The organism is Ewingella sp. C233 (genome assembly GCF_055407225.1).
This window is the reverse complement of sequence record NZ_JBUZRI010000001.1, coordinates 1443957-1467785: the sequence shown is the minus strand read 5'-3', so window position 1 is coordinate 1467785 and position 23829 is coordinate 1443957. Positions and strand designations below refer to the sequence as shown.

At 57.0% G+C, this 23829-nt stretch carries 20 protein-coding genes; 11 read left to right on the top strand and 9 right to left on the bottom strand.

Going from position 1 to position 23829, the window contains the following annotated elements; genetic code table 11:
* Nucleotides 1-251: 251 nt before the first annotated feature.
* From ACZRKO_RS06605 to ACZRKO_RS06575, 7 genes are all read left to right on the top strand, one after another.
* Nucleotides 252-1424 (top strand): ROK family transcriptional regulator, encoded by a 1173-nt coding sequence (locus ACZRKO_RS06605; RefSeq protein ID WP_463736421.1) that lies wholly within the window; start codon nt 252-254, stop codon nt 1422-1424.
* Nucleotides 1425-1599: 175 nt separating this feature from the next.
* Complete coding sequence (guaD, locus tag ACZRKO_RS06600) at nt 1600-2949, top strand: guanine deaminase (protein WP_463736420.1); 1350 nt, start codon at nt 1600-1602, stop codon at nt 2947-2949.
* A complete protein-coding gene (locus ACZRKO_RS06595) occupies nt 2946-3581 on the top strand; it encodes a TetR family transcriptional regulator C-terminal domain-containing protein (RefSeq protein WP_463736419.1) in 636 nt (211 codons plus the stop codon). The genes guaD and ACZRKO_RS06595 overlap by 4 nt, the downstream gene beginning before the upstream one ends.
* Nucleotides 3578-4984, top strand: a complete 1407-nt coding sequence (gene xdhA, locus ACZRKO_RS06590; protein ID WP_463736418.1) for a xanthine dehydrogenase small subunit — start codon at nt 3578-3580, stop codon at nt 4982-4984. Before ACZRKO_RS06595 ends, xdhA begins: the two co-directional genes overlap by 4 nt.
* Nucleotides 4977-7367, top strand: a complete 2391-nt coding sequence (xdhB, locus tag ACZRKO_RS06585; RefSeq protein ID WP_463736417.1) for a xanthine dehydrogenase molybdopterin binding subunit — start codon at nt 4977-4979, stop codon at nt 7365-7367. Before xdhA ends, xdhB begins: the two co-directional genes overlap by 8 nt.
* A gap of 11 nt (nt 7368-7378) precedes the next feature.
* Nucleotides 7379-8167 (top strand): xanthine dehydrogenase accessory protein XdhC, encoded by a 789-nt coding sequence (gene xdhC, locus ACZRKO_RS06580; RefSeq protein WP_463736416.1) that lies wholly within the window; start codon nt 7379-7381, stop codon nt 8165-8167.
* Nucleotides 8168-8341 (top strand): hypothetical protein, encoded by a 174-nt coding sequence (locus ACZRKO_RS06575; protein ID WP_463736415.1) that lies wholly within the window; start codon nt 8168-8170, stop codon nt 8339-8341. It begins immediately after the preceding gene.
* A 402-nt stretch (nt 8342-8743) separates the two neighbouring features.
* On the opposite strand, the gene ACZRKO_RS06570 is transcribed toward ACZRKO_RS06575, so the two are convergent.
* The 6 genes from ACZRKO_RS06570 to hutC all read right to left on the bottom strand — a co-directional run bounded on the left by ACZRKO_RS06570 (nt 8744) and on the right by hutC (nt 15483).
* Nucleotides 8744-10405, bottom strand: a complete 1662-nt coding sequence (locus ACZRKO_RS06570; protein ID WP_463736414.1) for an ABC transporter permease — start codon at nt 10403-10405, stop codon at nt 8744-8746.
* Nucleotides 10406-10477: 72 nt separating this feature from the next.
* Nucleotides 10478-11458 carry an ABC transporter substrate-binding protein gene (locus ACZRKO_RS06565; RefSeq protein ID WP_463736413.1) on the bottom strand — a complete coding sequence of 327 codons (981 nt, stop codon included), beginning with the start codon at nt 11456-11458 and terminating at the stop codon, nt 10478-10480.
* Nucleotides 11459-11476: 18 nt separating this feature from the next.
* Nucleotides 11477-12226: an ABC transporter ATP-binding protein gene (locus tag ACZRKO_RS06560; protein ID WP_463736412.1), complete on the bottom strand. Its 750-nt coding sequence runs from the start codon at nt 12224-12226 to the stop codon at nt 11477-11479.
* Nucleotides 12227-12400: 174 nt separating this feature from the next.
* The gene (gene hutG / locus ACZRKO_RS06555; RefSeq protein WP_463736411.1) at nt 12401-13228 is read right to left on the bottom strand and encodes an N-formylglutamate deformylase; all 828 of its coding nucleotides are present in this window, start codon (nt 13226-13228) and stop codon (nt 12401-12403) included.
* Complete coding sequence (hutI, locus tag ACZRKO_RS06550; RefSeq protein WP_463736410.1) at nt 13225-14487, bottom strand: imidazolonepropionase; 1263 nt, start codon at nt 14485-14487, stop codon at nt 13225-13227. The genes hutG and hutI overlap by 4 nt, the downstream gene beginning before the upstream one ends.
* Before the next feature lie 210 nt (nt 14488-14697).
* A complete protein-coding gene (hutC, locus tag ACZRKO_RS06545) occupies nt 14698-15483 on the bottom strand; it encodes a histidine utilization repressor (protein ID WP_463736409.1) in 786 nt (261 codons plus the stop codon).
* A gap of 255 nt (nt 15484-15738) precedes the next feature.
* Between hutC and ACZRKO_RS06540 the strand changes: the two genes are divergently transcribed.
* The 4 genes from ACZRKO_RS06540 (at nt 15739) to hutU (ending at nt 21092) form a co-directional block, all read left to right on the top strand.
* A complete protein-coding gene (locus tag ACZRKO_RS06540) occupies nt 15739-17112 on the top strand; it encodes a formimidoylglutamate deiminase (RefSeq protein WP_463736408.1) in 1374 nt (457 codons plus the stop codon).
* Nucleotides 17109-17711 (top strand): HutD/Ves family protein, encoded by a 603-nt coding sequence (locus tag ACZRKO_RS06535; protein ID WP_463736407.1) that lies wholly within the window; start codon nt 17109-17111, stop codon nt 17709-17711. Before ACZRKO_RS06540 ends, ACZRKO_RS06535 begins: the two co-directional genes overlap by 4 nt.
* Nucleotides 17712-17811: 100 nt before the next feature.
* Complete coding sequence (gene hutH / locus ACZRKO_RS06530; protein ID WP_463736406.1) at nt 17812-19392, top strand: histidine ammonia-lyase; 1581 nt, start codon at nt 17812-17814, stop codon at nt 19390-19392.
* 17 nt (nt 19393-19409) lie between these two features.
* The gene (gene hutU, locus ACZRKO_RS06525; RefSeq protein ID WP_463736405.1) at nt 19410-21092 is read left to right on the top strand and encodes a urocanate hydratase; all 1683 of its coding nucleotides are present in this window, start codon (nt 19410-19412) and stop codon (nt 21090-21092) included.
* A 50-nt stretch (nt 21093-21142) separates the two neighbouring features.
* On the opposite strand, the gene ACZRKO_RS06520 is transcribed toward hutU, so the two are convergent.
* The 3 genes from ACZRKO_RS06520 to fetA are packed head-to-tail and all read right to left on the bottom strand — an operon-like array spanning nt 21143 to nt 23459.
* Nucleotides 21143-21991: a DUF817 domain-containing protein gene (locus ACZRKO_RS06520; RefSeq protein ID WP_463736404.1), complete on the bottom strand. Its 849-nt coding sequence runs from the start codon at nt 21989-21991 to the stop codon at nt 21143-21145.
* 42 nt (nt 21992-22033) lie between these two features.
* Nucleotides 22034-22801, bottom strand: a complete 768-nt coding sequence (fetB, locus tag ACZRKO_RS06515) for an iron efflux ABC transporter permease subunit FetB (protein ID WP_463736403.1) — start codon at nt 22799-22801, stop codon at nt 22034-22036.
* The gene (gene fetA / locus ACZRKO_RS06510; RefSeq protein ID WP_463736402.1) at nt 22788-23459 is read right to left on the bottom strand and encodes an iron efflux ABC transporter ATP-binding subunit FetA; all 672 of its coding nucleotides are present in this window, start codon (nt 23457-23459) and stop codon (nt 22788-22790) included. The genes fetB and fetA overlap by 14 nt, the downstream gene beginning before the upstream one ends.
* Nucleotides 23460-23829: the final 370 nt, after the last annotated feature.

The window sequence follows — 23829 nt, the reverse complement described above, 5'->3', positions numbered from 1 at the left end:
AAAAAAATCCCGCCGTCGGCTCCGGGTGGAGCAGCATCCTTGCCATTGCTACACGTGATATTTCTGGAAAAGTGTCATTGCTGAATAATTTCTGTCGCATACTATTAACACGGCCATAACATTCAATGCTGTGATAGCGCCGTCATTCTGAACACATTCATCGCGCCAATCGTAATAATAAAATCAATTTGATTGCTCAATTATCTGGCAGCATACTGCCTGCAGGCTTTCCCCTTGGTGCATAGGCAGTTATGACAACTTCTGGTACTAACCTTGAACACGCCCGGGCTCATAACCGCCGCGTTGTTATCGAAGCGATTCGCCTTTACGGCGAACTGACCCGCGCTGAAATCGCCCGTCTGACGTCGCTGACGCCGCAAACTGTCTCCAACATCGCCACAGAACTCGAAGCGGCGGGCATTTTCTCCTCGCATCTGCCGCGCAGGGCGGGAGGACGCGGGCAACCAGCAACGCCACTGACACTCAATCCTGACAGCGCCTATTCGATTGGCATCCATCTTGATCATCAATCGCTGCTGATTGTGCTCGTCGATCTCACCGGAACCGTGCGTTTTCGTCATCTGGTGGCGGTACAAAAACCGCAGCCGGAACCGACGCTGGCCCTGATTGAGCAAATACTGCAAGAAATGCGCCAACAGGTGAAAATCGACTGGAGGAAGATGCTGGGTATGGGCATCGTCATGCCCGGTCCCTTTGGCGTGGAGGGCATTTCGTCCGCCGGGCCGACCACCTTGCACGGCTGGGATAACGTGGATGTCGAAGCGCGTCTGAGCGCCGCCAGCGGCTGGCCGGTTACCCTTGAAAACGACGCCACCGTAGCCGCCATCGGCGAGCGTTTTCACGGCATCGCCAAGCAGCTCACCTCATTTGTTTATCTTTATATCGGCACCGGTCTTGGTGCTGGCATCTTCACCGACGGGCGGATTTACACCGGTCATGCACACAATGCGGGCGAAGTCGGTCACATGGTGGTGCAACCGGGCGGGCGCGAGTGCTATTGCGGCAACCACGGCTGCCTCGAACGTTACCTCTCCTTGCAGGCCGCTTACGAAGCCTGCGGGCTGGATCCGGTCAGCGCCACACCGGATGATCTGCTGCTGGTCGATGAAGAAACCTTCGACCGCTGGCTGGACACCGCCGTCGAACCGGCCTGTCAGGCCATCAACATTATGGAGTGCGTGTTCGACGCCGAGTGCGTGATCATTGGCGGCATGATGCCGCAGCCGCTGGTCGAAAAGCTGATCAAGCGCCTGTCACCGCTCTACAGTTCGGTACGCAGCCGTTACCCGCAGGGGATGCGCCTGCGCCTTGGCATGTCGGGAACCAACACGGCGGCGCTGGGTGCCGCCGCGCTGCCGATCTTCGATGAGTTCAACCCGCAATATGAGGTACTGCTCAAGTAACCCGGTGGTAAAAAGCCTATTTTTCCAACCGGTCTGACCGATCGGTCAAATTTGGCATGCACTTTGCTTTATCTCCTCAAACGTTATACCCGTCATACTTCGAGTTGCACGTGCGTTGCCGCCTTCGTGAAACTCGAATGATTTAGGGTAAAGAGTGAAGGGGAAGGTAAAAGCGATGACTCACGACAACATTGTTACCCGTGCCGTACGCGGCAACTTTTTCGACATCTGCAATGCTGTCGCACAACCGCAGGACATTGACGCGCAGGTCCGTTATATCGAAGACGGCCTGATGCTGCTCAGCGGCGGGCATATCCTGTGGCTCGGCAGCTGGCCCGAAGGGGAAAGGATGCTGGCGCAATCTGCCCAGTCTGACGCGCTGGAAATTGATGATTTTCGCGACAAACTGATTGTCCCCGGTTTTATCGATACCCATATTCATTACCCGCAGACCGAAATGATCGGCGCTTACGGTGAACAGTTACTCGAATGGCTGGCCAGTTATACCTTCCCGACCGAACAGCAGTATCACTGCGAAAAACACTCGGCGCGCATGTCGCGTTTCTTTATCGATCAGCTGCTGACCAACGGCACGACAACCGCGCTGGTGTTCGGTACCGTGCATCCGCAGTCGGTGGATGCGCTGTTTAAAGTGGCGTCGGACATCAACATGCGTCTGATCGCGGGCAAAGTGATGATGGACCAAAACGCGCCCCCGGCCTTGCTGGAAACCCCGGAGCAGAGCGAGCGCGATACCCGCGCGCTGATTGGCCGCTGGCACAACCGTCAGCGCCTGAGCTATGCCCTGACGCCGCGTTTTGCGCCGACATCTTCCGCCGCACTGCTGGAGAAAGTGCGCCTGCTGAGGCAGGACTTTCCTGATATCTACCTGCACACCCATTTAAGCGAAAATGCTGACGAAATCAGCTGGGTGAAATCGCTCTATCCGGACCATCAACACTATCTCGACGTCTATCACCAGCATGGCCTGACCGGCCAGCGCAGCGTCTTCGCCCACTGTTTGCATCTGGAAGAGCGCGAGTGGGATTGCCTGCACGACACGGATTCCAGCATCGCCTTCTGCCCGACGTCCAACCTGTTTCTCGGCAGCGGCCTGTTCAATATTCAGCAGTCGTGGGCGAAGCAGATTCGCGTCGGCATGGGGAGTGACGTCGGCGCTGGCACCACCTTCAACATGCTGGAAACGCTGGCCGAAGCCTACAAAGTCGGCCAGCTACAGCGCTACCGTCTCTCGGCGTTCGAAGCCTTCTACCACGCCACGCTGGGCGGCGCGCGGGCGCTGCATCTGGATGACAAAATTGGCAACTTTGACCTGGGCAAAGAAGCTGATTTCGTGGTTCTCGAGCCGGGCGTGAGCGCGCTTCAGAAACTGCGTGCCGGTAACAGCCAAACGCTGGCTGAAAAATTGTTTGTGCTGATGACACTGGGCGATGACCGCAACGTATTCAACACCTTTGTTGACGGCGAACCGGTCTACCAGCGCGATGCGCAGGGGGTGGCATGATGTCCATTCAGGATACCGGCGGCAAAGTACGCGTGGCGCGCGAACGCACCATGGAGAGCATCCATCAGGCGGCGATCGCCGAATTCAGTGAGAAGGGCTTTCAGGGGGCGACCACCCAAGGCATTGCGCTGCGGGCGGGCATGAAGAAAACCCAATTGCACTATTACATCGCTGGCAAAGAGGAGCTTTACGAGGAGCTGCTGCAAAAAGTGCTGAAAGTCTGGGCCGATATTATCCAGTTCGATCCGACGCTGAGCGAACCGGCGGCGGTGCTCAGCCGCTATATCCGCAACAAAATGCACTTCTCGTTCGAACAACCGGAACTCTCGCGCATCTTCACCAGCGAAGTGCTGAGTGGCGGTCATTACCTGCATAAATACTGGCCGCAGGCCACCGCCAACATCATCAATAAAGAGAACCTGATCAACGCGTGGATTGCGCGAGGCGAGATCCGCGCCCTCGATGCCCGGCTGCTGATCATGCACATCTGGGCCGTCACGCAGTATTACGCCGATTTCGCCGTGCAGGTGAAACACATGTACCGCGACACGGCTGACCACAACACGCGCGAACACATCATCAGCGAAGTCACGACGCTGATTTTACACGGTTGCAAAGGGGGCAAACGATGACCCAATTCCTGATGAATAACCGTCTGCACAACGTCGCCGGTCTGCCCGCTGACACCACGGTTTTACAATTTTTACGCCGCGACGTCGGACGCTGCGGCACCAAAGAGGGCTGCGCCTCCGGCGATTGCGGAGCCTGCACCGTGGTGCTGGCACAGGTTGACGGGGAAAAACTGCACTACCAGACGGTCAATGCCTGTCTGACGTTTGTCTCTGCGCTGCACGGCAAACAGCTGATCACCGTAGAAGATCTGAAACACCGTGGCGAACTGCATCACGTCCAGCAAGCGATGGTAGACAACCATGCCTCGCAGTGCGGTTTCTGCACGCCAGGTTTTGTGATGTCGCTGTTCGCTTTGGAGAAACAGCAGCAGTCTTTCGAACGCGAACAGGTCCGGCACGCGCTTTCCGGTAATCTCTGCCGCTGTACCGGTTACCGGCCAATTATGGACGCCGCACAGCAAGTGTGTGAACAGCCGCAGGCTGACCCGTTTGACAGGGCTGAACAGCAGACACTTCAGCAACTGAAGGGGATTGAACAGACGCAGGGCCCGAAAAATATTGAGGTACTGGCGGCGTACTGTCTGGCGAATCCCGATGCCCGGCTGGTAGCCGGAGGCACCGATCTGGCACTCGAAGTCACCCAGCGCTACCAGCGGCTGCCGAACCTGATTTCACTCAATGCCATACCGGAACTGCAACAGGTCAGCCTGACAGAAACTGAACTGCTCATCGGTGCGGCGGCGCCCATCAGTCGCTGTATGGCGCTGGTAGAGCAGGCGTTCCCCGATTTTGGCCTTTTGCTGGCGCGTTTTGCTTCTCAGCAGATCCGCAATCAGGGCACCTTGGGCGGCAACATCGCCAACGCCTCGCCGATTGGTGACGGCAATCCGGTGCTGCTGGCACTGGGTGCCACGCTGGTACTGCGGCGCGGTGCGGTTCAGCGACACTTACCGCTGGAGCAGTTTTTCCTCGGCTACAAGAAAACAGCGTTACAGCCGGGCGAATTTATCGAGCAGATCCGCATTCCGCGAAACAGCGACAGCGCCCGCCATCTGCGGGTATATAAAGTCTCCAAACGACGGGAAGATGATATTTCGGCGGTCTGCGCGGCGTTACAAATCGAAGTCCGGCAGGGCGTGGTGGTCCATGTGCGGATAGCTTTTGGCGGCATGGCGGAAATCGCCAAACGGGCGGCGCATTGTGAAGCGCAACTGCTGGGGCAGCCCTGGCAACTGGCGACCATCGAACGCGCAGCGAAGGCGCTGGAGCAGGATTTCTCGCCGTTGAGCGATTTCCGCGCCAGCCGCGAATACCGGATGCAGGTGGCGAAAAACCTGCTGCGCCGTGGCTATATCGAGCTCACGTCCCCTGAAACCCTGATGCGGGTAACCAACTATGTCTGAATCCAACACATCAATGACTCAGCAGGACATGGAAGCGCTGTTCCGCGCCGGGCTGAACAGCGGCGTAGGTAAAAGCGTTAAACATGAGAGCGCCGCCAAACACGTCAGCGGCGAAGCGCTGTATATCGATGACCGGCCGGAATTCCCCCATCAGCTGCACCTGGTACCGCTGCTCAGCCCGCACGCCCATGCAAACATTGTGCAGATGGATATCGAAGAATGTTACAACGTCACAGGCGTAGTGCGGGTGATCACCGCCGCGGATATCCCCGGCAACCCGGACATTGCGCCGCTGACCACCGGCGACCCCTTGCTGGCGGACGGCATTGTCGAATATGTCGGACAGGTCATTCTGGTGGTGGCTGCCACTTCGCAGGAGGCGGCACGGGAGGCCATCGGCAAAGTCAGAATCGACTATCAGCCGCTCGATGCGGTGTTAAATGTTAAACAGGCGCTGGCGCTGGAGTACTACGTCGAAGCCCCGCATCAGCACCAGCGCGGGGACTCCGCCGCCGCGCTAAACAGCGCGCCGCACCGTTTGCAGGGTGAACTGGAGATCGGCGGTCAGGAGCATTTTTATCTGGAAACCCAGATCGCCTCGGTGATGCCGGGAGAAGACGGCGCGATGCTGGTTTACAGCTCGACGCAGCATCCGACCGAAGTGCAGAAACTGGTGGCGTCGGTGCTGGGTTTACCGATGCACAAAGTGGTGGTGGACATGCGCCGCATGGGCGGTGGTTTTGGCGGCAAAGAGACACAGGCGGCGGGCACGGCCTGTCTGTCGGCGCTGGCCGCACACCTGACCGGCAGACCGGTGAAAATGCGCCTCTCAAGGCAGGATGACATGCTGATCACCGGCAAGCGCCATCCGTTCTACGTGCGTTATGACGTTGGGTTTACTGATGATGGCGTGCTGCACGGCATCGAGATCCAGCTGGCGGCCAACTGCGGCTATTCGCTGGATCTCTCCGGTTCTATCGTCGACCGCGCGATGTTCCACGCCGACAACGCCTATTACCTCGGCGATGTCACCATCACCGGCTTGCGCTGTAAAACCAATATGGCGTCAAATACCGCCTATCGCGGGTTCGGCGGGCCGCAGGGCATGGTAGCGATTGAACATATCATCGACCATATTGCCCGCTGGTTAGACAAAGACGTGCTGACCGTGCGCAAAGCCAACTACTACGGCGGCACCGGGCGTGAGGTGACGCATTATTACCAGCCGGTAGAACAAAATCTGCTGGCCGAAATGACGGCGGAGCTGGAAACCAGCGCGGAATATGCCATCAGGCGTGACGCTGTCACAAAATTCAATCAACAAAATCAATGGGTGAAAAAAGGGCTGGCGCTGACTCCGGTCAAATTCGGCATTTCGTTCACCGCCAGCTTCCTCAATCAGGCTGGGGCGCTGGTGCTGGTGTATACCGACGGCAGCATTGTGCTCAACCACGGCGGCACCGAAATGGGCCAGGGGCTGAACACCAAAGTTGCACAGGTGGTGGCCGAAGTGTTTCAGGTGGACATCCGCCAGATTCAGGTCACGGCGACCGACACCAGTAAAGTGCCCAATACTTCGCCGACCGCGGCGTCGTCCGGCGCCGATCTCAACGGTAAAGCGGCGCAGAATGCAGCGGAAATCATCAAAGGTCGCATGGTCGGGATGCTGATGCAGCGACATGACGCCGCCGAAGATGAGGTGATATTCAGCAACGGTCAGGTGCGGGTGAAAGACCACTATTTTAGCTTTGAGCAGGTCGCCACCCAATGCTGGCTGAATCAGGTGCCGCTGTCGGCAACCGGGTTCTACAAAACGCCGAAGATTTTCTACGACCGCAGCCAGGCCGCCGGTCATCCGTTCTACTACTTCTCCTACGGCGCCGCCTGCGCCGAGGTATTTATCGACACCTTAACCGGCGAGTATAAACTGCTGCGTGCCGACATTTTGCATGACGTGGGCGACTCACTGAATCCGGCGATTGATATCGGGCAGGTGGAGGGCGGTTTCGTGCAGGGTATGGGCTGGCTGACCACTGAAGAGCTGGTGTGGAACGACGCGGGCAGGCTGACAACCAGCGGTCCGGCCGGTTATAAAATTCCGTCGATTGGCGACGTACCGCACGACCTGAGGGTGAAGCTGGTTGAGAATCGCAAAAATCCGGAAGACACGGTGTTTCACTCCAAAGCCGTCGGCGAACCGCCGTTTATGTTAGCGATCGCCGTCTGGTGCGCGCTGAAAGACGCGGTGGCAAGTACCGGTAAAGCAGGCCAGGTACCGCTGCTCGATGCCCCTGCCACGCCGGAGCGGGTACTGAATGCGATTACGCAATTACAAGCTAACAGTGACAACGTCACTCAATTTGCCGCAGTTTCAGCCCGTTAACGGAGGTGCCGATGCGTAATGATGACTGGATAACAACGCTGTCTGACCTGCAACGCCAGGGCGAGCCCTGCGTGGTGGCCACGCTGGCGGAGCATCAGGGTTCCACGCCACGCGATGGCGGCAGCAAAATGATTGTCACCCGCGGGCAGATTTTTCACACGCTGGGCGGCGGTAATCTGGAATTTCAGGCAATCGCCATTGCCCGCGAGATGTTGGCAAAAAACCAGCAAACCAGCCGCTTCGAACGCTTCTCGCTGGGCGCGCGCCTTGGGCAGTGCTGCGGCGGCATGGCCTCGGTCATCTTTGAACCGCTCGGACAACCGCCGCCGCAGGTGGTGGTCTACGGCGCAGGCCACGTCGGGCGCGCACTGGTTGCGATCCTCAGCACGTTGCCGTGCCGCATTATCTGGGTCGACGCCCGCGCCGGTGAGTTTCCACCGCACGTCAGTCCGCAGATCACCTGCATCATCGATGACGAACCCGAAGCCACCGTCGCGCAGATGCCCGGCAACAGCTTTTTCGTGGTCATGACCCACGATCACCAACTGGATTTCGCCCTCAGCGAACGCATTTTAAAGCGAGGCGATTTCCGTTATTTCGGGCTCATCGGTTCAGAAACCAAACGCAAACGCTTTGACTACCGCCTGAGCGGCAAAGGCGTCAGCGACGCGCAACTTAGCCGGATGCGCTGCCCGGTAGGATTACCGGATGTGAAAGGGAAACTGCCGGCGGAGATTGCCGTAGCGGTGGCCGGTGAAATCATCGCGGTGTATGGGCAGGCGGGCCCGGACCGCTTTTAAATGCAAATCTTCAAGGTCAAGGTCAAGGTCAAGGTCAAATTCAAGGTCGTGGGCCTGCTGCCCACCCCCGCCCAGAAAGGCCGTAGGCGCGGCCCTTCTGGACATCCCGCGCCTTTTCATGAGGCTTTCGTAGCTGCGCTGGTCACAATGGCCGTGTTTCAGGGGCCGTTGTGACAGCCGCAAAACGTCGCCGCTTAGGCGGTGCCTTCGCTGCGGGTTCGAGCCTCAGGTCTCGAACCACTTGCTCAGCGCCATTTTTGAATGCGGCCTAGGCTTTCTTAAAATCAAAATCAGACTGGTTTTTTGTCTTTAATTTTGTTTTTTATCTTTTGATTTACATAGCTGCTAAGGCGCAGTCAAAAATGACACCGGATGAGAGGTTCGAGACCTAAGGCTCGAATCCCGAAATACGGGGACGGCGCAGCCGTGACATTTTGCGCCTCGCTCGGAAGTTACGAGACATGTCCTTTGCCCCAGCGACAGCGCGCAGTTAAAAAACGCAGGATTCCAAAGGAGGTTCGTTTAAACCTCCTTTGGGCCAGTGTGGGCGGCGAGCCCACGGTTTTGAATTTGAATTTAAAAGCGACTCTTGGAACGCCCTCCAACCCTTACCGCTATCAGCATGACTGAAATGCTGATCAGCACAGCCACCGAGGCCATCGCCATTCCATCTCCCACGGAACCTTGCTCGAACTGCCGCCAGACGAAGACGGAAACTGTCTGTACGCCAGCCGGAGCCAGCAACAAGGAGGTGACCAGCTCGCGGGAGGCGACGGCGAAGACCATCATCATGGCGGCCAGCAGGCTCGGGAGGACCAGCGGCAGCAGGATGCACCATAGAGCCTGCGCTGCGCTGGCACCGTGGACGCGGGCGGCGGCGTCGAGGTTGCCGCCAATTTGCTTCATTGCGGCGCTGACGTAACGTACCGGATAGGGCAACAAAAGACAGCAGTAGGCCAGCAGCAAAATACCCCAGGTGTTGTAGGGTGTGACTGGCCAGAAGCCCCGGTTCCAGGCCAAAATCAACCCGACACCCACCACAATGCCCGGTAAAGCGGCGGGAAGCAGTGAGAGACCATCAATGACCGCGGCGCCGCGGACCTTGCGAACTACAACCAGCCATGAGGCCAGCAGGCCGACAGCACCGGCAATCAGGGCGGTCACCAGTGCCAGACTGAGGCTGGTGCCGAGCGCGGCGATAGCATCTCCGTCGATGGCAAATAGCATCGCGTAATGCCTTAGGGTCAGGTTTTCCAGTGAAATACCGCCGGAAAGCGTGCCGGAAAAGGCGGTCACCGCCATCGACAACAGCGGCATACCTACCGTAATGAAAGCAACCACCATAAACAGTGCCAACACCGGCCATGTGGCCCGGCCCAGTTTTTTGGCGACCACGTCGGCAGGTTTTCCGGTGAGCGTTTCCACATTGCGACCGGCCAGTATCGCCTTCTGCACACTGTAAGCGCACAGAGCAATTGCCACCAAGACCAGCGACAGCACCGCCGCGCCGGGCATATCCACCGGCCAGTCGGCCAGACGTTGTTCAATACCGGTGGTCAGCAAGTTTACGCCGCTGCGTGCCCCCAGCGCGCCCGGAACGCCATACTCTTCAATCGACAATGTAAACGCCAGCAACAGGCTGGAGGCCACCGACGGCAGGGCCAGCGGCAGCGTCACGCGGATAAATGCCCGCCACGGGCCTGCACCATGAATGCGGGCCACGTCAGCCAGACGGCTGCCGCTGGCGGCCATGCTGCGTGACACCGCGAAATAGACCACCGGGAAAATGTTAAGCGTCATCACCGCCACAATGCCGGGCAACGAGAAGAGAAAATTATTCAGCGGTAACGCCAGCAGTTGTTCAACATAGCCATTGGTTTGCAGCGCCAGCATCCAGGACAGCGCGGCGATGTAAGGCGGCATCATAAACGGGATGAGAAATAGCAGATCCCACAGCGCCGCGCCCGGCAGGGCGAACAGGCCGCGAAGCGCGCCAAGCGGAATGCCGATAACCGCACTGCACAGCGCCACGCCAAGACCCACTTTCAGGGTGGTGAAAATCATCTCGCGTAGCCTGTCATCAGTAAACAACTGGCCGAACGCACTAAAAGGGGCGCTTAGCCGGCCGCTGTCGAGGTGCGGAAAAATGGCTTGCAACACCACAAAGGCAACGGGCAGTGCCACCAGTAACAGCAGTGCCGCACCCGTCAGGGCAGGTAAAAACAGATTTTTATTCATCAGAATCGTTTTTTGAATGGGAGGCTGTTATCTGGGCTGAGGTGGCAGCCCTGATGTGACGGGTAAGTGCGATTAACGCTGGCCGAACAGGCTGGCGAAACGATCCAGAACTTCTTTGCGCGATGCCGAAGGTTGGGTCTCTTCCGGCAGAAGCTTCAGCGTTTTAAACAGCGGACGTTTGGCGCTGATATCCGTTCGCGCAGGCATCAGCCAGGCGTCGGCCACCAGTTTCTGTCCTTCCTCAGACAGCGCATAGTCGATGAAGGCTTTGGCTTCTTTCTGCTGTTTGCTCGATTTGAGGATCATCATCGGGCGCGGGGCGATCACTGTACCGCTGGCCGGGAAGATCACTTTTACCGCTTCGCCATCCTGTACGCTGCTGTAGGCCACGTAATCCACTGCGCCAAATACGGCGGCTTTTGCCCCCTGCAACACCGGCGTGAGCGCCTGTGCGTTCGGTCCGGCGATGATCATGCCGTTGGCTTTCAGGTCATCAAACAGCGTCCATGCCTGCTGAGCATGGGCATTTTGTAACCCGATCAGCAAATCCAGTGAAGCGCCTGACAGTGCCGGGTCCGGCGTCGTCACTTTGTCTTTAAAGGCGGGTTTGGCTAAGTCTGCCCAGTCCTGCGGTTCCGGCGTGCCGCTTTTAGTGTTCCATACAATGCCCAGCGCGGAGATACCCTGAGCGACGTAGTACGGCGTTTTGAACTGTACCGGAACCTCTGCCGCGTTTGGGCTTTGATACTCCAGCAGCCAGCCGCGTTTTTGCAAATCGGTGGCGGTGTCCCATGAGGCGGAAATCAAAATATCAGCCCGCGGATTGGCCTGTTCTGCATCCAGACGCGCCATTACTTTACCGGTCGTGGCCTGAAAAACGTCCACGTTGACGCCGGTCTGTTTTTCATAACCTGCCGCCAGTTTTTTTGCCAGCGATCCGGGACCGGCGGTGTAAAGCGTCAGCGCCTGCGCGCTGCCCGCCGCCATTGCGAGAGAAAGAGTCATTGCCGTTAGTAAGCCTGTTTTGAGTGAGGTCGGAGTGCAGTTCATCATTATTTTTTCCATCAGAGGTTAAGCAACAAAAGGGGCAACACGGGAAGGTTCAATCTGGTCGAGACGTGCTATCCGCCCCTGATCCATACGGGCGATGCAGTGCGCCATCGTTCGGGCTTCATGCGGATCATGCGTGACATAAACGGCGGTTGTGCCCAGCTGGCGCAGCAGGGCGGCCATCTCTTCGCACAGGCTTTCGCGCAGGTCGCGGTCGAGGTTGGAGAGCGGTTCATCAAACAGCAGGATCTGTGGTTCCGCCACAATGGCCCGCGCCAGCGCCACCCGCTGCTGCTGGCCTCCGGAGAGCTCGGACGGACGGCGCGCGGCGAAATCCGCCAGGCCAACGCGTTCGAGCGTCGCCATCACTTTTTCACGCTGAAGAGTGCCGCGCACACCGCGCATTTGCAGCGGAAAGGCGACGTTCTGATAGACGCTCATATGCGGCCACAGCGCGTAGTCCTGAAAAGCCATTCCGAGCGAACGTTTTTCCGGCGGCAGGCTGAAGCTTCCTGCCGCGACGCGCGTTGGACCAAAATGGATTTCACCGCACGAGGGGTGTAGCAGGCCTGCCAACAATTTCAGCAGGGTGCTTTTACCGCATCCAGACGGACCGAGCAGAGCGACGATAGTGCCTTGGGGCACCTGAATATTGACGTTATTAAGTACCCGGTTGGCCCCAAATAGCTGGCTTACCTGATGGACTGCGATAGCGGGTAAAGCAGGCGCACAGTTGCGCGCCGCCAGAACCGCAGGGTCTGGAATTATCATGGGGGAACTATCCTCTTTGGGATTTACTGTTACGCAGCAGCTTAAGAGGCGCAGATGACGAATTTATGTCAGGCGGATGACGGTTTGACGATGGGAGGTGTCGGGGCAATGGCAGAGCAGGCGTCCAAACCTGCTCTGCTAAGTCTTTAAACCTGAAGCTGAATATTTCGCAAACTAGCGGCCGTAGGTTTTTACGCCCCAGCGCAGCATCCCTTCCAGCAACGGTTGCAGCAGTTTTTGCAATTGTGCGGCTTTATCGTCGAGATAGCCAAACGGCTCCAGCTCTTCCATATAATTACACTGCGCCAGTTCCAGCTGAACAGCGTGCTGATCTTGCTCCGGCTGGCCGTAGGCGCGGGTGATATAACCGCCTTTAAAACGCCCGTTAAGCACATGGCTGAACGGCGTTTGCTGCAGGCATATCGCTTCCAAGGCCCGGCTCATGTCTGGTGAACAACTGGCACCGCTGTTGGTACCGAGATTCAAATCCGGCAGTTTTCCATCGAACAACCTCGGGATCACCGAGGCGATAGAGTGCGCATCTAACAGCAGTGCGTAACCGAATTGCTGTTTAATCCGCGCCAGCTCCGAAGCGATTTTCTGATGGTAGGGTTGCCAAATCTGTTCGAGATACTGCTGGCGGGTGGCATCATCGGGCTGATGACCGGGTTTAAAGGTCGGGCGACCGTCGAACAAGGTATCGGGAAACAGGCCGGTAGTGGCGGTGGTGTACAGAGGCTGGTCATCCGACGGACGGTTAAGATCGATAACGAACCGTGAATAGTGGCCGACCACAATATTCGCCCCCAGACCGCGCGCAAAATCATAAAGCGCGGGAATGTGCCAGTCGGTATCGGACAGCGGCAGGGCGTCGTCGCTCAGGCTGCTGGCGACCTCAGGCGTCAGCCGCGTACCAGCGTGGGGAATACTGATCAACAACGGGCTGTTGCCTGCCGTGAAATGGTATGGGTCAGCGATAGTGGATATAGAATTCAGACTCATAAACGGATATCTCCCCGGATATTTCCTTGATAAACCACGGTACAGGGCAGCTGTCCGCCCAACCAATAAACCAGTTCCGCCGGGCGCGCCAGTGGCCAGTGAACAAAATCAGCCACTTTTCCCACTTCCAGTGTCCCATGCGAATTTTGTAAACCCAGAGCACGTGCGCCGTGGCAGGTGACTCCGGCCAGCGCCTCCTCCGGCGTCATCCGAAACAGCGTGCAGGCCATATTCAGCATCAGGCGTAATGAAAGTGCAGGAGAGGTTCCGGGGTTGGCATCGCTGGCAACCGCCATCGGTACGCCGTGTTTTCGGAACAGTTCCACCGGCGGGCGCTGCGTTTCGCGTAATAAATAAAAGGCGCCGGGCAGCAGAACGGCGACGGTGCCTGAAGCGGCCATCACCTGCGCGTCCTCTTCAGTTGCATATTCCAGATGATCGGCGGACAGGGCGCCATAGTGCGCAGCCAGTTGGCTGCCGTGCAGGGAAGAGAGCTGCTCAGCGTGGAGTTTTACCGGCAAGCCGAGGCGAACAGCGGTCTGAAATACCCGTTCGACCTGTTCAGGGGAAAAGGCCAGATGCTCGCAAAAAGCATCCACTGCATCGGCCAGTTTTTCTGCGGCCACCTGTGGCAGTAAAACTTCGCAGATATGGGAAATATAGTCATCCGATCGGCCTTTGAATTCAGGTGGTAAGGCGTGTGCGGCGAGGCAGGTGGCTTTCACCCTGACCGGCATGTTTTGCGCCAGTTCGCGGATCACCCGCAGCATTTTCAGCTCGCTTTCATCGCTCAGTCCGTAACCCGATTTAATCTCGATACAGGTCACGCCTTCGGCCAGAAGGGGCATCAGCCTGAAACGGGCCTGCTCAAGCAGCTGTTGATGGCTGGCTTTACGCGTTGCATTCACGGTGGACAAGATCCCGCCGCCCTGAGCGGCAATCTCGGCATAACTGACGCCATTCAAGCGCTGCTCGAATTCGGCGCTGCGATCGCCGCCAAAGACCAGGTGGGTATGGCAGTCCACCAAGCCTGGGGTAACGATGCCACCGCCAAAGTCATGCCGAACCTGAGTGACAAATTCCGGGCTGTCCGCTGCGGTGCCAATCCAGATGATCAGGCCGTCTTTAACGGCCAATATGCCGTTTTCAATGAGGTTGTAGCGCCCATCCTGCATGGTCACCAGCGACGCGCCGGTCCACAGGCTGTCGCAAATTATCGTGCCGGAAGCAGCGGTATTGAGGGGGTTCAGTGACGCCATGCCTAACTCCTGACTGTTCTTGTCTTGTATAGACAACCACAGTCAAGCTAACGCATTCACCAAAAAGCGGCAAGGGATGTACGGGGCGTATTTTTTGTATTTCGAGGTGCATTCCAGATTTGAGAGGCAGTGCTGGATGCAGGAGCTGTTTATAAATACAGTGTTTTTGGTTAGAGGAAGGCAGGCTGTGAGGCAGCCTGCTCAGGGGCATCAGCCGTGGCTGGTGAAGCGGCCAAACAACTGGTAGCGGGAGCCGGGGTACACCAGACGTGCGGAAGTGACCACGCGGTTACCGCTCCAGGTACGGCGATGAATCAGGAGGCAGGGCTCATGTTCTTTCAACTGCAACAACTGGCGCTGAGTATCGCTGGCGCTTACCGCTTCAACGCGGTGCTCACCGGCGGTCAGCGGCGCAATTTTCATCAGATAGGTGTACGGCGTCGCGCTGTTCATCACTTGTTGCAGGTAATCGGGCGCAGCATCCGGGTTCACGAAGCGATCTTCGATTTGTACCGGCACGTCATTCTCAAAATGGACGATCTGCGAATAAAACAGCTTTTCGCCGGGTTTAATTCCCAATTGCAGTGCCTGTTCGGCATCTGCTGGCCGCGCCTCGCAGGCCAGAATTTGGCTGCTGTGACGGTGACCTCGGCGGGCTATCTCATCGGCAATGTTATGTACTTCGAGCATCGGCGTATACGCCTTAGCCTCGGCTACAAACGTGCCGACACCCTGCATACGGATGAGAAAACCTTCGCCGGTCAGCTCGCGCAGTGCGCGGTTGATCGTCATCCGGCTGACGCCCAGTTCATTGACCAGTTCACTTTCCGACGGCACGCGCTGATGCGGTTGCCAGACACCTTCACGGATTTGTCCGATGATCGCCTGTTTTACCCGCTGGTAAATCGGCGCAGGTGCATCGCTCATTGCGGCAGCCAGTTCCGACAAGATTTTCTGGGCGCCCTCCTGCTGGGAGGACGGCGTAGTTTCAGACATGGGGCAACCTCATAGGGAAAAGCCGGCGGGCTTTAGATGGGTAAAGTGTAATCAATAATTCACTGTAAACGAAGGCCTTTGGGGATATCTCACGGCGTGATGAGAAACGTAATTATTAAAAAAACAGCACGAGTAAGTTTACAGCCCGCGCGGGCATATGTATATGTATAGACAAGTAACCTAAGCGTGTCGCAATTGTTTCCCGAAAGACAACATTTGTGAACGTCCTTGTTAATCAATATTCAGGACCATTATATGCCGGCTTATTTCGCGTCACGCGCCTTACTGCCACAGGGCTGGACACGTAATGTTCGACTGCACGTTGATGCAGCAGGGCTGCTCAGTTCTGTGGTGGCAGATTCCGAGCCTGAAGGTTGCCATCGGCTCAGCGGTGCCGTTGTTCCGGGAATGCCAAACCTGCATTCGCACGCTTTTCAGCGGGTGATGGCGGGGCTGGCGGAAGTCGCTGGTAACCCGCAAGACAGCTTCTGGACCTGGCGTGACCTGATGTATCGCATGGTCGCCCGGCTGACACCGCCGCAGATTGGGGTGATTGCCCGCCAGTTGTATATCGAAATGCTGAAAGGCGGTTACACGCAGGTCGCTGAATTCCACTACCTGCATAACGATATCGACGGTAAACCTTACGCGGATATTGGTGAAATGACCGCACATCTGAGTGAGGCGGCACAAACCGCCGGAATTGGCCTGACGCTGCTGCCAGTACTTTACAGCTATGCGGGATTTGGCGCGCAACCCGCGCAGAGCGGACAAAAACGCTTTATTCAGAATACTGAGCATTACCTGAAACAGCAGCAAGTGATTGCCGGGCAGCTTAAAGGCAACCCATTACAAAATCAGGGACTGTGCTTTCACTCCCTGCGCGCCGTTTCCCGCGAGCAGATGACCGATGTTCTGGCCGCCAGCGACACCTCGCTACCCGTGCATATTCATATTGCCGAGCAGCAAAAAGAGGTGAATGACTGTCTGGCATGGAGCGGCCAGCGGCCTGTTTCATGGCTGTTTGATAACGTGGATGTGGACGCCCGCTGGTGCCTGATCCACGCCACTCACCCTGACCGCTTCGAGCTGGCAAGCATCGTCGCCAGCGGTGCCGTGGCGGGGCTGTGCCCGACGACAGAAGCCAATCTCGGTGACGGCATTTTTCCCGGTGTGGATTATCTGGCGCAGAAAGGCCGCTGGGGGATTGGCTCCGACAGCCATGTTTCCCTCAATGTGGTGGAAGAGTTGCGCTGGCTGGAATATGGCCAGCGTCTGCGCGACCAGCGCCGTAACCGGTTGACGAACGCCAGTCAGGCCTCGGTGGGTGATTTGCTCTATACCCAGGCGCTGGCCGGAGGTGCTCAGGCTTGCGGCGCACCTGTTGGCCAACTGGCCGCCGGATACCGCGCCGACTGGCTGGTGCTGGATGGCGATGATCCTTATCTGGCCGCCGCGAAAGACAGTGAGCTGCTCAACCGCTGGTTGTTTGCCGGCAGCCCAGCGCAAATCCGCGATGTGTTTGTGGGGGGCGTTGCCAAAGTGATTAACGGCCAGCACCCGCAACAGCGTCAGGCCAGCGCCGACTTTCTTGCCTTGCTGCAACTGCTGGCGGAGGACCGCCCATGAGTAACCTGACGCGATTTTCCTTTGACAGCCTGCCGGTGAGCGCATGGCGTAACGGCGGGGGAGAAACCCGCGAAATCATCAGCTGGCCTGCGGGTCAGACGCAGTTCGACTGGCGCGCCAGCATGGCGACGATTGCCGCCGATGGCCCGTTTTCGCATTTCGAAGGCATCGACCGTTCCATCACGCTGCTCAGCGGTGCGGGCGTCGTGCTGTCGGCGGAAGGGGACATTGAGCACCGGCTTGACTGCCCCGCAGAACCCTTTGCTTTTGCCGGAGAAACCGCCGTTTACGCGCATCTGATTAATGGCATCACAACGGACTTCAATATTATGACCCGCCGGGGGCAGGCCAGTGCGAGTGTGATCACTCAGCGTACCAGCTTTAGCGCCAACCGCTGTTGTGCGGGCCTGCTGTATGTTTTACAGGGGCAATGGCAGGCAGGAGAGTTTTTTACGCTGTCCGCCTCCCAAGGCGTGTTCTGGACGCAAGAACCCCAAGAGGAACCGCTGCTCAGTCTGAACGTTCAGCCCTTAGTGGCAGAATCATTATTGCTATGGGTCGAAATCAGACATCCGGTCCAAAGGGCCGCAGCAAACTGAATCATTAATACCGTTTCGTCATTTGAGTCATCGGCCACCCGTCAGGCAGCGTTTTCGCCGGGTAATATTCGCTTTTTACTTGTCTATACAGGATTAGATTATGTCGCTTTCATCCCATGACATTACCGTCTGCCGTCTGCATCCGGGTCAGGTTGATCTGACCATGCTGCGCACCATTTATTCTGCCCAGAAACGTGCCGATAAACAGCAACCTTGGACGGTTCGCGTTGAGCTGGCTGAAGAGGCGCGGGCAGGCGTGCTGGCCTCCCAGGAAACGGTCACCCGCATCGTTGAGTCCGGCAACGTGGTCTACGGAATCAACACGGGTTTCGGCAAACTGGCTCAGACCCGGATCCCGGCCGAACGTCTGGCGGAACTGCAACGCAATCTGGTGTTGTCGCACAGCGTCGGTGTCGGCAAGGAGCTGGCAGATAACGTCGTGCGTCTGATCATGACCACCAAAGTGTTAAGTCTGTCTCGCGGCCATTCCGGTATCCGTATGGAAGTGATCGACGCACTGATCACGCTGCTGAATGCGGGTGTGTTGCCATGTATTCCCGAGAAAGGCTCTGTCGGCGCCTCCGGTGATTTAGCCCCGCTGGCGCACCTTTCCCTGATGTTGATTGGGGAGGGCGAGGTTACGGCGCAGGGCGTAAGAATGTCAGCTATCGAAGGGCTGGCTACGGTCGGACTTAAACCGGTGGAACTGGGGCCGAAAGAGGGGCTGGCGCTACTTAACGGTACGCAGGTTTCGACGTCACTGGCGTTGGCCGGACTGTTTGAAGCCGAACGGGTATTTTCCGCCGGTCTGGTGGCTGGCGCGCTGTCGCTGGAGGCGATCAAAGGCTCAGTAAAACCGCTCGACCCGCGTATTCATCAGGCCCGCGGTCAGTTGGGGCAGATCGCCGTTGCGGCTGCGGTTTCTGCGTTGCTGGAAGGCAGTGATGTTGTGACCTCTCATGCCAACTGTGGTCGCGTACAAGACCCGTACTCCATCCGCTGTGTGCCGCAAGTGATGGGTGCTTGCCTGGATAACCTGCACCATGCGGCTCGCGTACTGCAAATTGAAGCCAACGCGGCGTCGGATAACCCGCTGGTGTTTGCCGAAAACGGGGACGTGATTTCGGGGGGGAATTTCCACGCGGAACCGGTCGCCTTTGCAGCCGATATTATCGCGCTGGCAGTGGCGGAAATCGGTGCTATTTCTGAGCGTCGTCTGGCATTACTGCTCGATACCGGCCTGTCGGGCTTGCCGGCATTTCTGGTCAACGACGGCGGGGTGAACTCCGGCTTTATGATAGCCCAGGTGACCGCCGCTGCACTGGCGTCTGAGAACAAATCTCTGGCGCATCCGGGCAGCGTAGACAGCCTGCCGACCTCTGCCAATCAGGAAGACCACGTTTCAATGGCGACCTACGCCGCGCGCCGTCTGGGTGATATGTGCTTTAACACCGCCGTAGTCGTAGGTATTGAAGCGATGGCCGCTGCACAGGGCATTGATTTCATCCGCCCGTTGAAAAGTTCTGCGGTGCTGGAAAATGAGCTGCATCTTATCCGCGAAAAAGTGGCCTATCTTGAGCGCGACCGCCTGATGGCTCCGGACGTAGAAACTATGCGTCTTTGGGCCAGCCGTGAGCAGTGGCCGCCGGTCATTGAAGCTTTGTTGCCGAGTTTTAACTGATGAATAAGGGACACACTATGAATACGCCACAAAAAACTGCCGTCGCCCGCGTAGTTCGCGCCCCTCACGGCACTGAGCTGAGCTGTCAGAACTGGCTGATCGAAGCCGCTTACCGCATGTTGCAAAACAATCTGGACCCTGACGTTGCCGAACGCCCGGAAGATCTGGTGGTGTACGGCGGGATTGGTAAAGCGGCCCGCAACTGGCCTGCATTTGAGGCGATCCTCGAAAGCCTGCGCAAACTGCGTGAGGATGAAACGCTGCTGGTACAGTCGGGTAAACCAGTGGGGATTTTTCGCACTCATACCGATGCGCCGCGGGTACTGATCGCCAACTCCAATCTGGTGCCACACTGGGCTAACTGGGAGCACTTTCACGAACTGGATAAAGCCGGGCTGATGATGTACGGCCAGATGACCGCCGGTTCATGGATTTACATTGGTGCTCAGGGCATCGTGCAGGGAACCTATGAAACTTTCGCCGAAGCGGGACGTCAGCACTACAACAGCAATTTACGGGGCAAATGGATCCTGACCGCCGGGCTTGGCGGCATGGGCGGCGCGCAGCCATTAGCTGGCGTACTGGCCGGAGCCTGCGTACTGGCGATTGAGTGTCAGGAGTCGCGCATCGATTTTCGTATCCGCACTCGTTATCTCGATTACAAAGCCCACAGCATCGATGAAGCGCTGGCAATGATTGAAAAAGCCTGCGCCGAAAAGCAGGCGATCTCCGTTGGCCTGCTGGGGAATGCTGCGGAACTGTTGCCGCAGCTGGTCGCGCGCGCTAAACAGGGGGGCTTACGCCCGGACATCGTCACCGATCAAACCTCGGCCCATGATCCGCTGAACGGTTATCTGCCAGAAGGCTGGACGCTGGAACAGTGGCAGGACCGTAAAACCTCTGATCCTAAAACGGTGGTGAAGGCTGCTCGCGCATCAATGGCAAAACACGTTCAGGCGATGCTCGATTTTCACGCCATGGGCATTCCGACGGTCGATTATGGCAACAACATCCGTCAGGTGGCGAAAGAGGAAGGTGTGCTTAACGCCTTTGATTTCCCTGGTTTTGTTCCGGCTTATATCCGCCCGCTGTTTTGCGAGGGCAAAGGCCCGTTCCGCTGGGTGGCGCTGTCGGGTGATCCGGAAGATATCTACAAAACCGATGCCAAACTGAAAGAGCTGTTCCCGGATAACGCCAATCTGATCAACTGGCTCAATATGGCCAGTGAACGTATTGCGTTTCAGGGGCTACCGGCGCGGATCTGCTGGCTTGGGCTTGGGGAGCGGCACATTGCCGGGCTGGCCTTTAACGAAATGGTACGTAACGGTGAGCTGAAAGCGCCAGTAGTCATTGGCCGTGACCATCTGGATACCGGGTCGGTGGCCTCACCAAACCGTGAAACAGAGGCGATGAAAGATGGTTCTGACGCCGTTTCCGACTGGCCATTGCTGAATGCGTTGCTCAACACTGCAGGCGGCGCGACATGGGTCAGCCTGCATCACGGCGGCGGCGTGGGTATGGGCTTTTCGCAACATGCAGGCATGGTGATTGTCGCAGACGGTACCAAAGAAGCGGATGCCCGTCTGGCACGCGTCCTGTGGAATGACCCGGCAACCGGCGTGATGCGTCATGCTGACGCAGGGTATGAGCAAGCGATCGAATGCGCCGAGCGCAATGAACTGAATCTGCCGATGATTTGAAGTTTGACGCCGCAGCACAGCGGACAAAGTGTTTACTTTGCCCGCTAATTTCACACCGGAATATGTACGTGCTTTTTAATGTTTTTCAGGCAGGTGATCATGGTAAAAGTCATGATCACCAGCAGTGCCCATGAGCTCCACTTGCCGAGATGCACACCCGACCAGCTGTCGATTTGATTGGGATAACGCCAGATCGTGAAGAACGTACTGATGTTTTCGGCCAGCCAGATAAAGAAGCCGATCAGGATAAACGCGAGGATCAGGGGCATCCGCCGCGGAGTGTCATAAGGCGTGAAAACCACATAGCTGCGGGCATAGAGGCCTAATAGCAGCGCCGTAATGTACCAGCGAAAATCACCAATATAGTGATGGCTGAAAAAGTTAACGTAAATCAACAGCGAGGAGATGGCCGCCAGTGTGTAAGGCGGATAATTGCGTACTTTCACATCAAGCAGTCGCCAGCACTGGATCATATAACTGCCCACCGCCGCGTACATAAAGCCTGAAAACAGCGGAACGCCAAACAGTTTGGTGTAGGCAAAGTCCGGGTAACTCCACGAGCGGATACCCGACGACGTTTTAAACACTTCAAGCGCAAATCCCACCACGTGAAACAGCATCACGGCTTTAAATTCGTCCAGCGTTTCCAGTTTCGTCGCCAGCATCCAGATCTGCACAAACAGTGCCACAACCAGCAGCACGTCATAGCGTGGCACATAGAATAAGCCGGCACGCGGCACCAGAAACACCGCCAGGAAAAATAGACCAACAAAAATGCAGGCTCGGGCTTCTTTAACGCCGAAAAAAATAAATTCGGTCAGAAAGCGGCGCAGCCCGCGGATGGGTTGCACGGACCGGGGCTTCAATAAAAAGTGGTCAAGCCGTTGTAATGGTCCCATTGTCGTCCCTGAAGTGATTGCGGCAAAAAGCGATGGCGAATTCTATTTCATCACACGCAATTGCGCACGCTCATTGTAAAAACGGCGGTAGGAGAGATAGCCTGCAATAATGGTCGACAGGCTGGCGGTCGCCAGCAGCATGAAGGTCACCATGATCTGATACTTGATAGCTTTCACCGGGTCGATACCGGCGAAGATCAGGCCAGACATCATGCCCGGCAGGCTGACCAGTCCGACAGTTTTGGCCGCATCGACGGTTGGGATCATCGCTGCACGAATGCTGTCGCGAATAATCGAACCGGACGCCATTTTGGCCGATGCACCGAGGCTCAGCATCTCAAGGATCTTTTGCTGGTTGTCGATAAAGCGCTGGTTGAGGTTGCTATAACACAGGCCGACCGCCACCATCGCGTTACCGGCGATCATGCCGGAAATCGGGATCACCTGCATCGGCAGAAACTCAATCGAGCGGCTGAGCAGCAGTACCACCAGCGTCAGCGTAGTGCCCACCGAAATGGCAATAAACGAAATCACAAAGCCGTTATCAATATTGCGGCTGCGTTTTTTGGCATTGAGCGCAGCGTTAACGCAGATAAACAGCACCATCAGCACCGTCAGCCAGCCGTTGTTCAGCGCGAAAATGTACTTGAGTACGTAGCCGACAATCACCAGTTGGACGATGGCCCGCGCCACGCTCCAGATGATGTCTTTTTCCAGCCCGAGCTTCTCTTTTTTACTCACCAACAGGGCGACGACCACAAGAATGAGCGCCAGCGCCAGGGATTCGTTGGTGATGTTATGCTGGTTCATGGGGCGTTTTCTCGTCGGCGTGATGGGTCAGGGTGATGACGTTTTGGGCATGGCGGATTTCGTTCTGGTCGTGGCTGACCCACAGCACGGCGAGCTGCTGTTCAGCGACCAGACCTGCAATGATCTGATTAATATTCTGTTTGTTCTCTTCGTCCAGTGCGCTGGTTATCTCATCGAGCAGCAGTACATCGGGCAGAAATTGCAGGTTCCGCAACAACGACACCCGCTGTTTTTCCCCTCCGGAGAGTTCCTGCGTGCGTTTATCCAGCATATCCGCCGACAGATGCACCCGCGTCAGCCACGTCTTTACTTTTTCGACATCCATTTTCTTGCCGCGGATTTCATACGGCAGCGCCAGATTGTCCCGCACTGTATCTCCAAATAACGTCGGCGTCTGGAAACAGTAGGAGACCTGCTGGCGGTAAGTTTCAGGTTTCAGCTCTGCAATATCCTCGCCTTTGAAACGAATCGTTCCACCGGTCTGGGTTTGCAGCGACGCAATAATTTTGAGCAGCGTACTCTTCCCGCTGCCTGAAGGCCCGGTGAGCAACGTAAATTCACCGGGATTGAGATCAAATGAGACCGGTTCCAGAAGAGAGCGGTTATTGATTGAAAAGCTGACGTCGAGTAACTGTAGGAGGGGCACGTCGTGCGGCATAACGGGGTCATCCTTGGTGAAATTATGGAGGGGCATAATAACACTATGGGATGTGTGGATGACAATTGGCTTGGGCGGCAGCCCAAACCCGCCTTTAAATTCAACGTCAACGTCGTGGGCCTGCTGCCCACACCCGCCCAGAAGGCGACCAGTCGCCGCCGCCCTCGTATTTCGGGATTCGAACCTTTGGTCTCGAACCTCTTATCCGGTGCCATTTTTGACTGCGCCTTAGCGGCTATGTAAATCAAAAGATAAAGGCAAAAGCCAAGTCTGCTTTTGTCTTTTAAAAAATATGTGGGCCGCATTCAAAAATGGCGCTGAACGAGTGGTGCAAAACCGCGTGTCTTTTTACGCGGGTTGGAACCCGAAG

Excerpts from the sequence above, each read along its gene's own strand:
- ACZRKO_RS06605 (WP_463736421.1), top strand. The coding sequence starts at position 252 with ATGACAACTTCTGGTACTAACCTTGAACACGCCCGGGCTCATAACCGC.
- guaD (WP_463736420.1), top strand. The coding sequence starts at position 1,600 with ATGACTCACGACAACATTGTTACCCGTGCCGTACGCGGCAACTTTTTC.
- ACZRKO_RS06595 (WP_463736419.1), top strand. The coding sequence starts at position 2,946 with ATGATGTCCATTCAGGATACCGGCGGCAAAGTACGCGTGGCGCGCGAA.
- xdhA (WP_463736418.1), top strand. The coding sequence starts at position 3,578 with ATGACCCAATTCCTGATGAATAACCGTCTGCACAACGTCGCCGGTCTG.
- xdhB (WP_463736417.1), top strand. The coding sequence starts at position 4,977 with ATGTCTGAATCCAACACATCAATGACTCAGCAGGACATGGAAGCGCTG.
- xdhC (WP_463736416.1), top strand. The coding sequence starts at position 7,379 with ATGCGTAATGATGACTGGATAACAACGCTGTCTGACCTGCAACGCCAG.
- ACZRKO_RS06575 (WP_463736415.1), top strand. The coding sequence starts at position 8,168 with ATGCAAATCTTCAAGGTCAAGGTCAAGGTCAAGGTCAAATTCAAGGTC.
- ACZRKO_RS06570 (WP_463736414.1), bottom strand. The coding sequence starts at position 10,405 with ATGAATAAAAATCTGTTTTTACCTGCCCTGACGGGTGCGGCACTGCTG.
- ACZRKO_RS06565 (WP_463736413.1), bottom strand. The coding sequence starts at position 11,458 with ATGATGAACTGCACTCCGACCTCACTCAAAACAGGCTTACTAACGGCA.
- ACZRKO_RS06560 (WP_463736412.1), bottom strand. The coding sequence starts at position 12,226 with ATGATAATTCCAGACCCTGCGGTTCTGGCGGCGCGCAACTGTGCGCCT.
- hutG (WP_463736411.1), bottom strand. The coding sequence starts at position 13,228 with ATGAGTCTGAATTCTATATCCACTATCGCTGACCCATACCATTTCACG.
- hutI (WP_463736410.1), bottom strand. The coding sequence starts at position 14,487 with ATGGCGTCACTGAACCCCCTCAATACCGCTGCTTCCGGCACGATAATT.
- hutC (WP_463736409.1), bottom strand. The coding sequence starts at position 15,483 with ATGTCTGAAACTACGCCGTCCTCCCAGCAGGAGGGCGCCCAGAAAATC.
- ACZRKO_RS06540 (WP_463736408.1), top strand. The coding sequence starts at position 15,739 with ATGCCGGCTTATTTCGCGTCACGCGCCTTACTGCCACAGGGCTGGACA.
- ACZRKO_RS06535 (WP_463736407.1), top strand. The coding sequence starts at position 17,109 with ATGAGTAACCTGACGCGATTTTCCTTTGACAGCCTGCCGGTGAGCGCA.
- hutH (WP_463736406.1), top strand. The coding sequence starts at position 17,812 with ATGTCGCTTTCATCCCATGACATTACCGTCTGCCGTCTGCATCCGGGT.
- hutU (WP_463736405.1), top strand. The coding sequence starts at position 19,410 with ATGAATACGCCACAAAAAACTGCCGTCGCCCGCGTAGTTCGCGCCCCT.
- ACZRKO_RS06520 (WP_463736404.1), bottom strand. The coding sequence starts at position 21,991 with ATGGGACCATTACAACGGCTTGACCACTTTTTATTGAAGCCCCGGTCC.
- fetB (WP_463736403.1), bottom strand. The coding sequence starts at position 22,801 with ATGAACCAGCATAACATCACCAACGAATCCCTGGCGCTGGCGCTCATT.
- fetA (WP_463736402.1), bottom strand. The coding sequence starts at position 23,459 with ATGCCGCACGACGTGCCCCTCCTACAGTTACTCGACGTCAGCTTTTCA.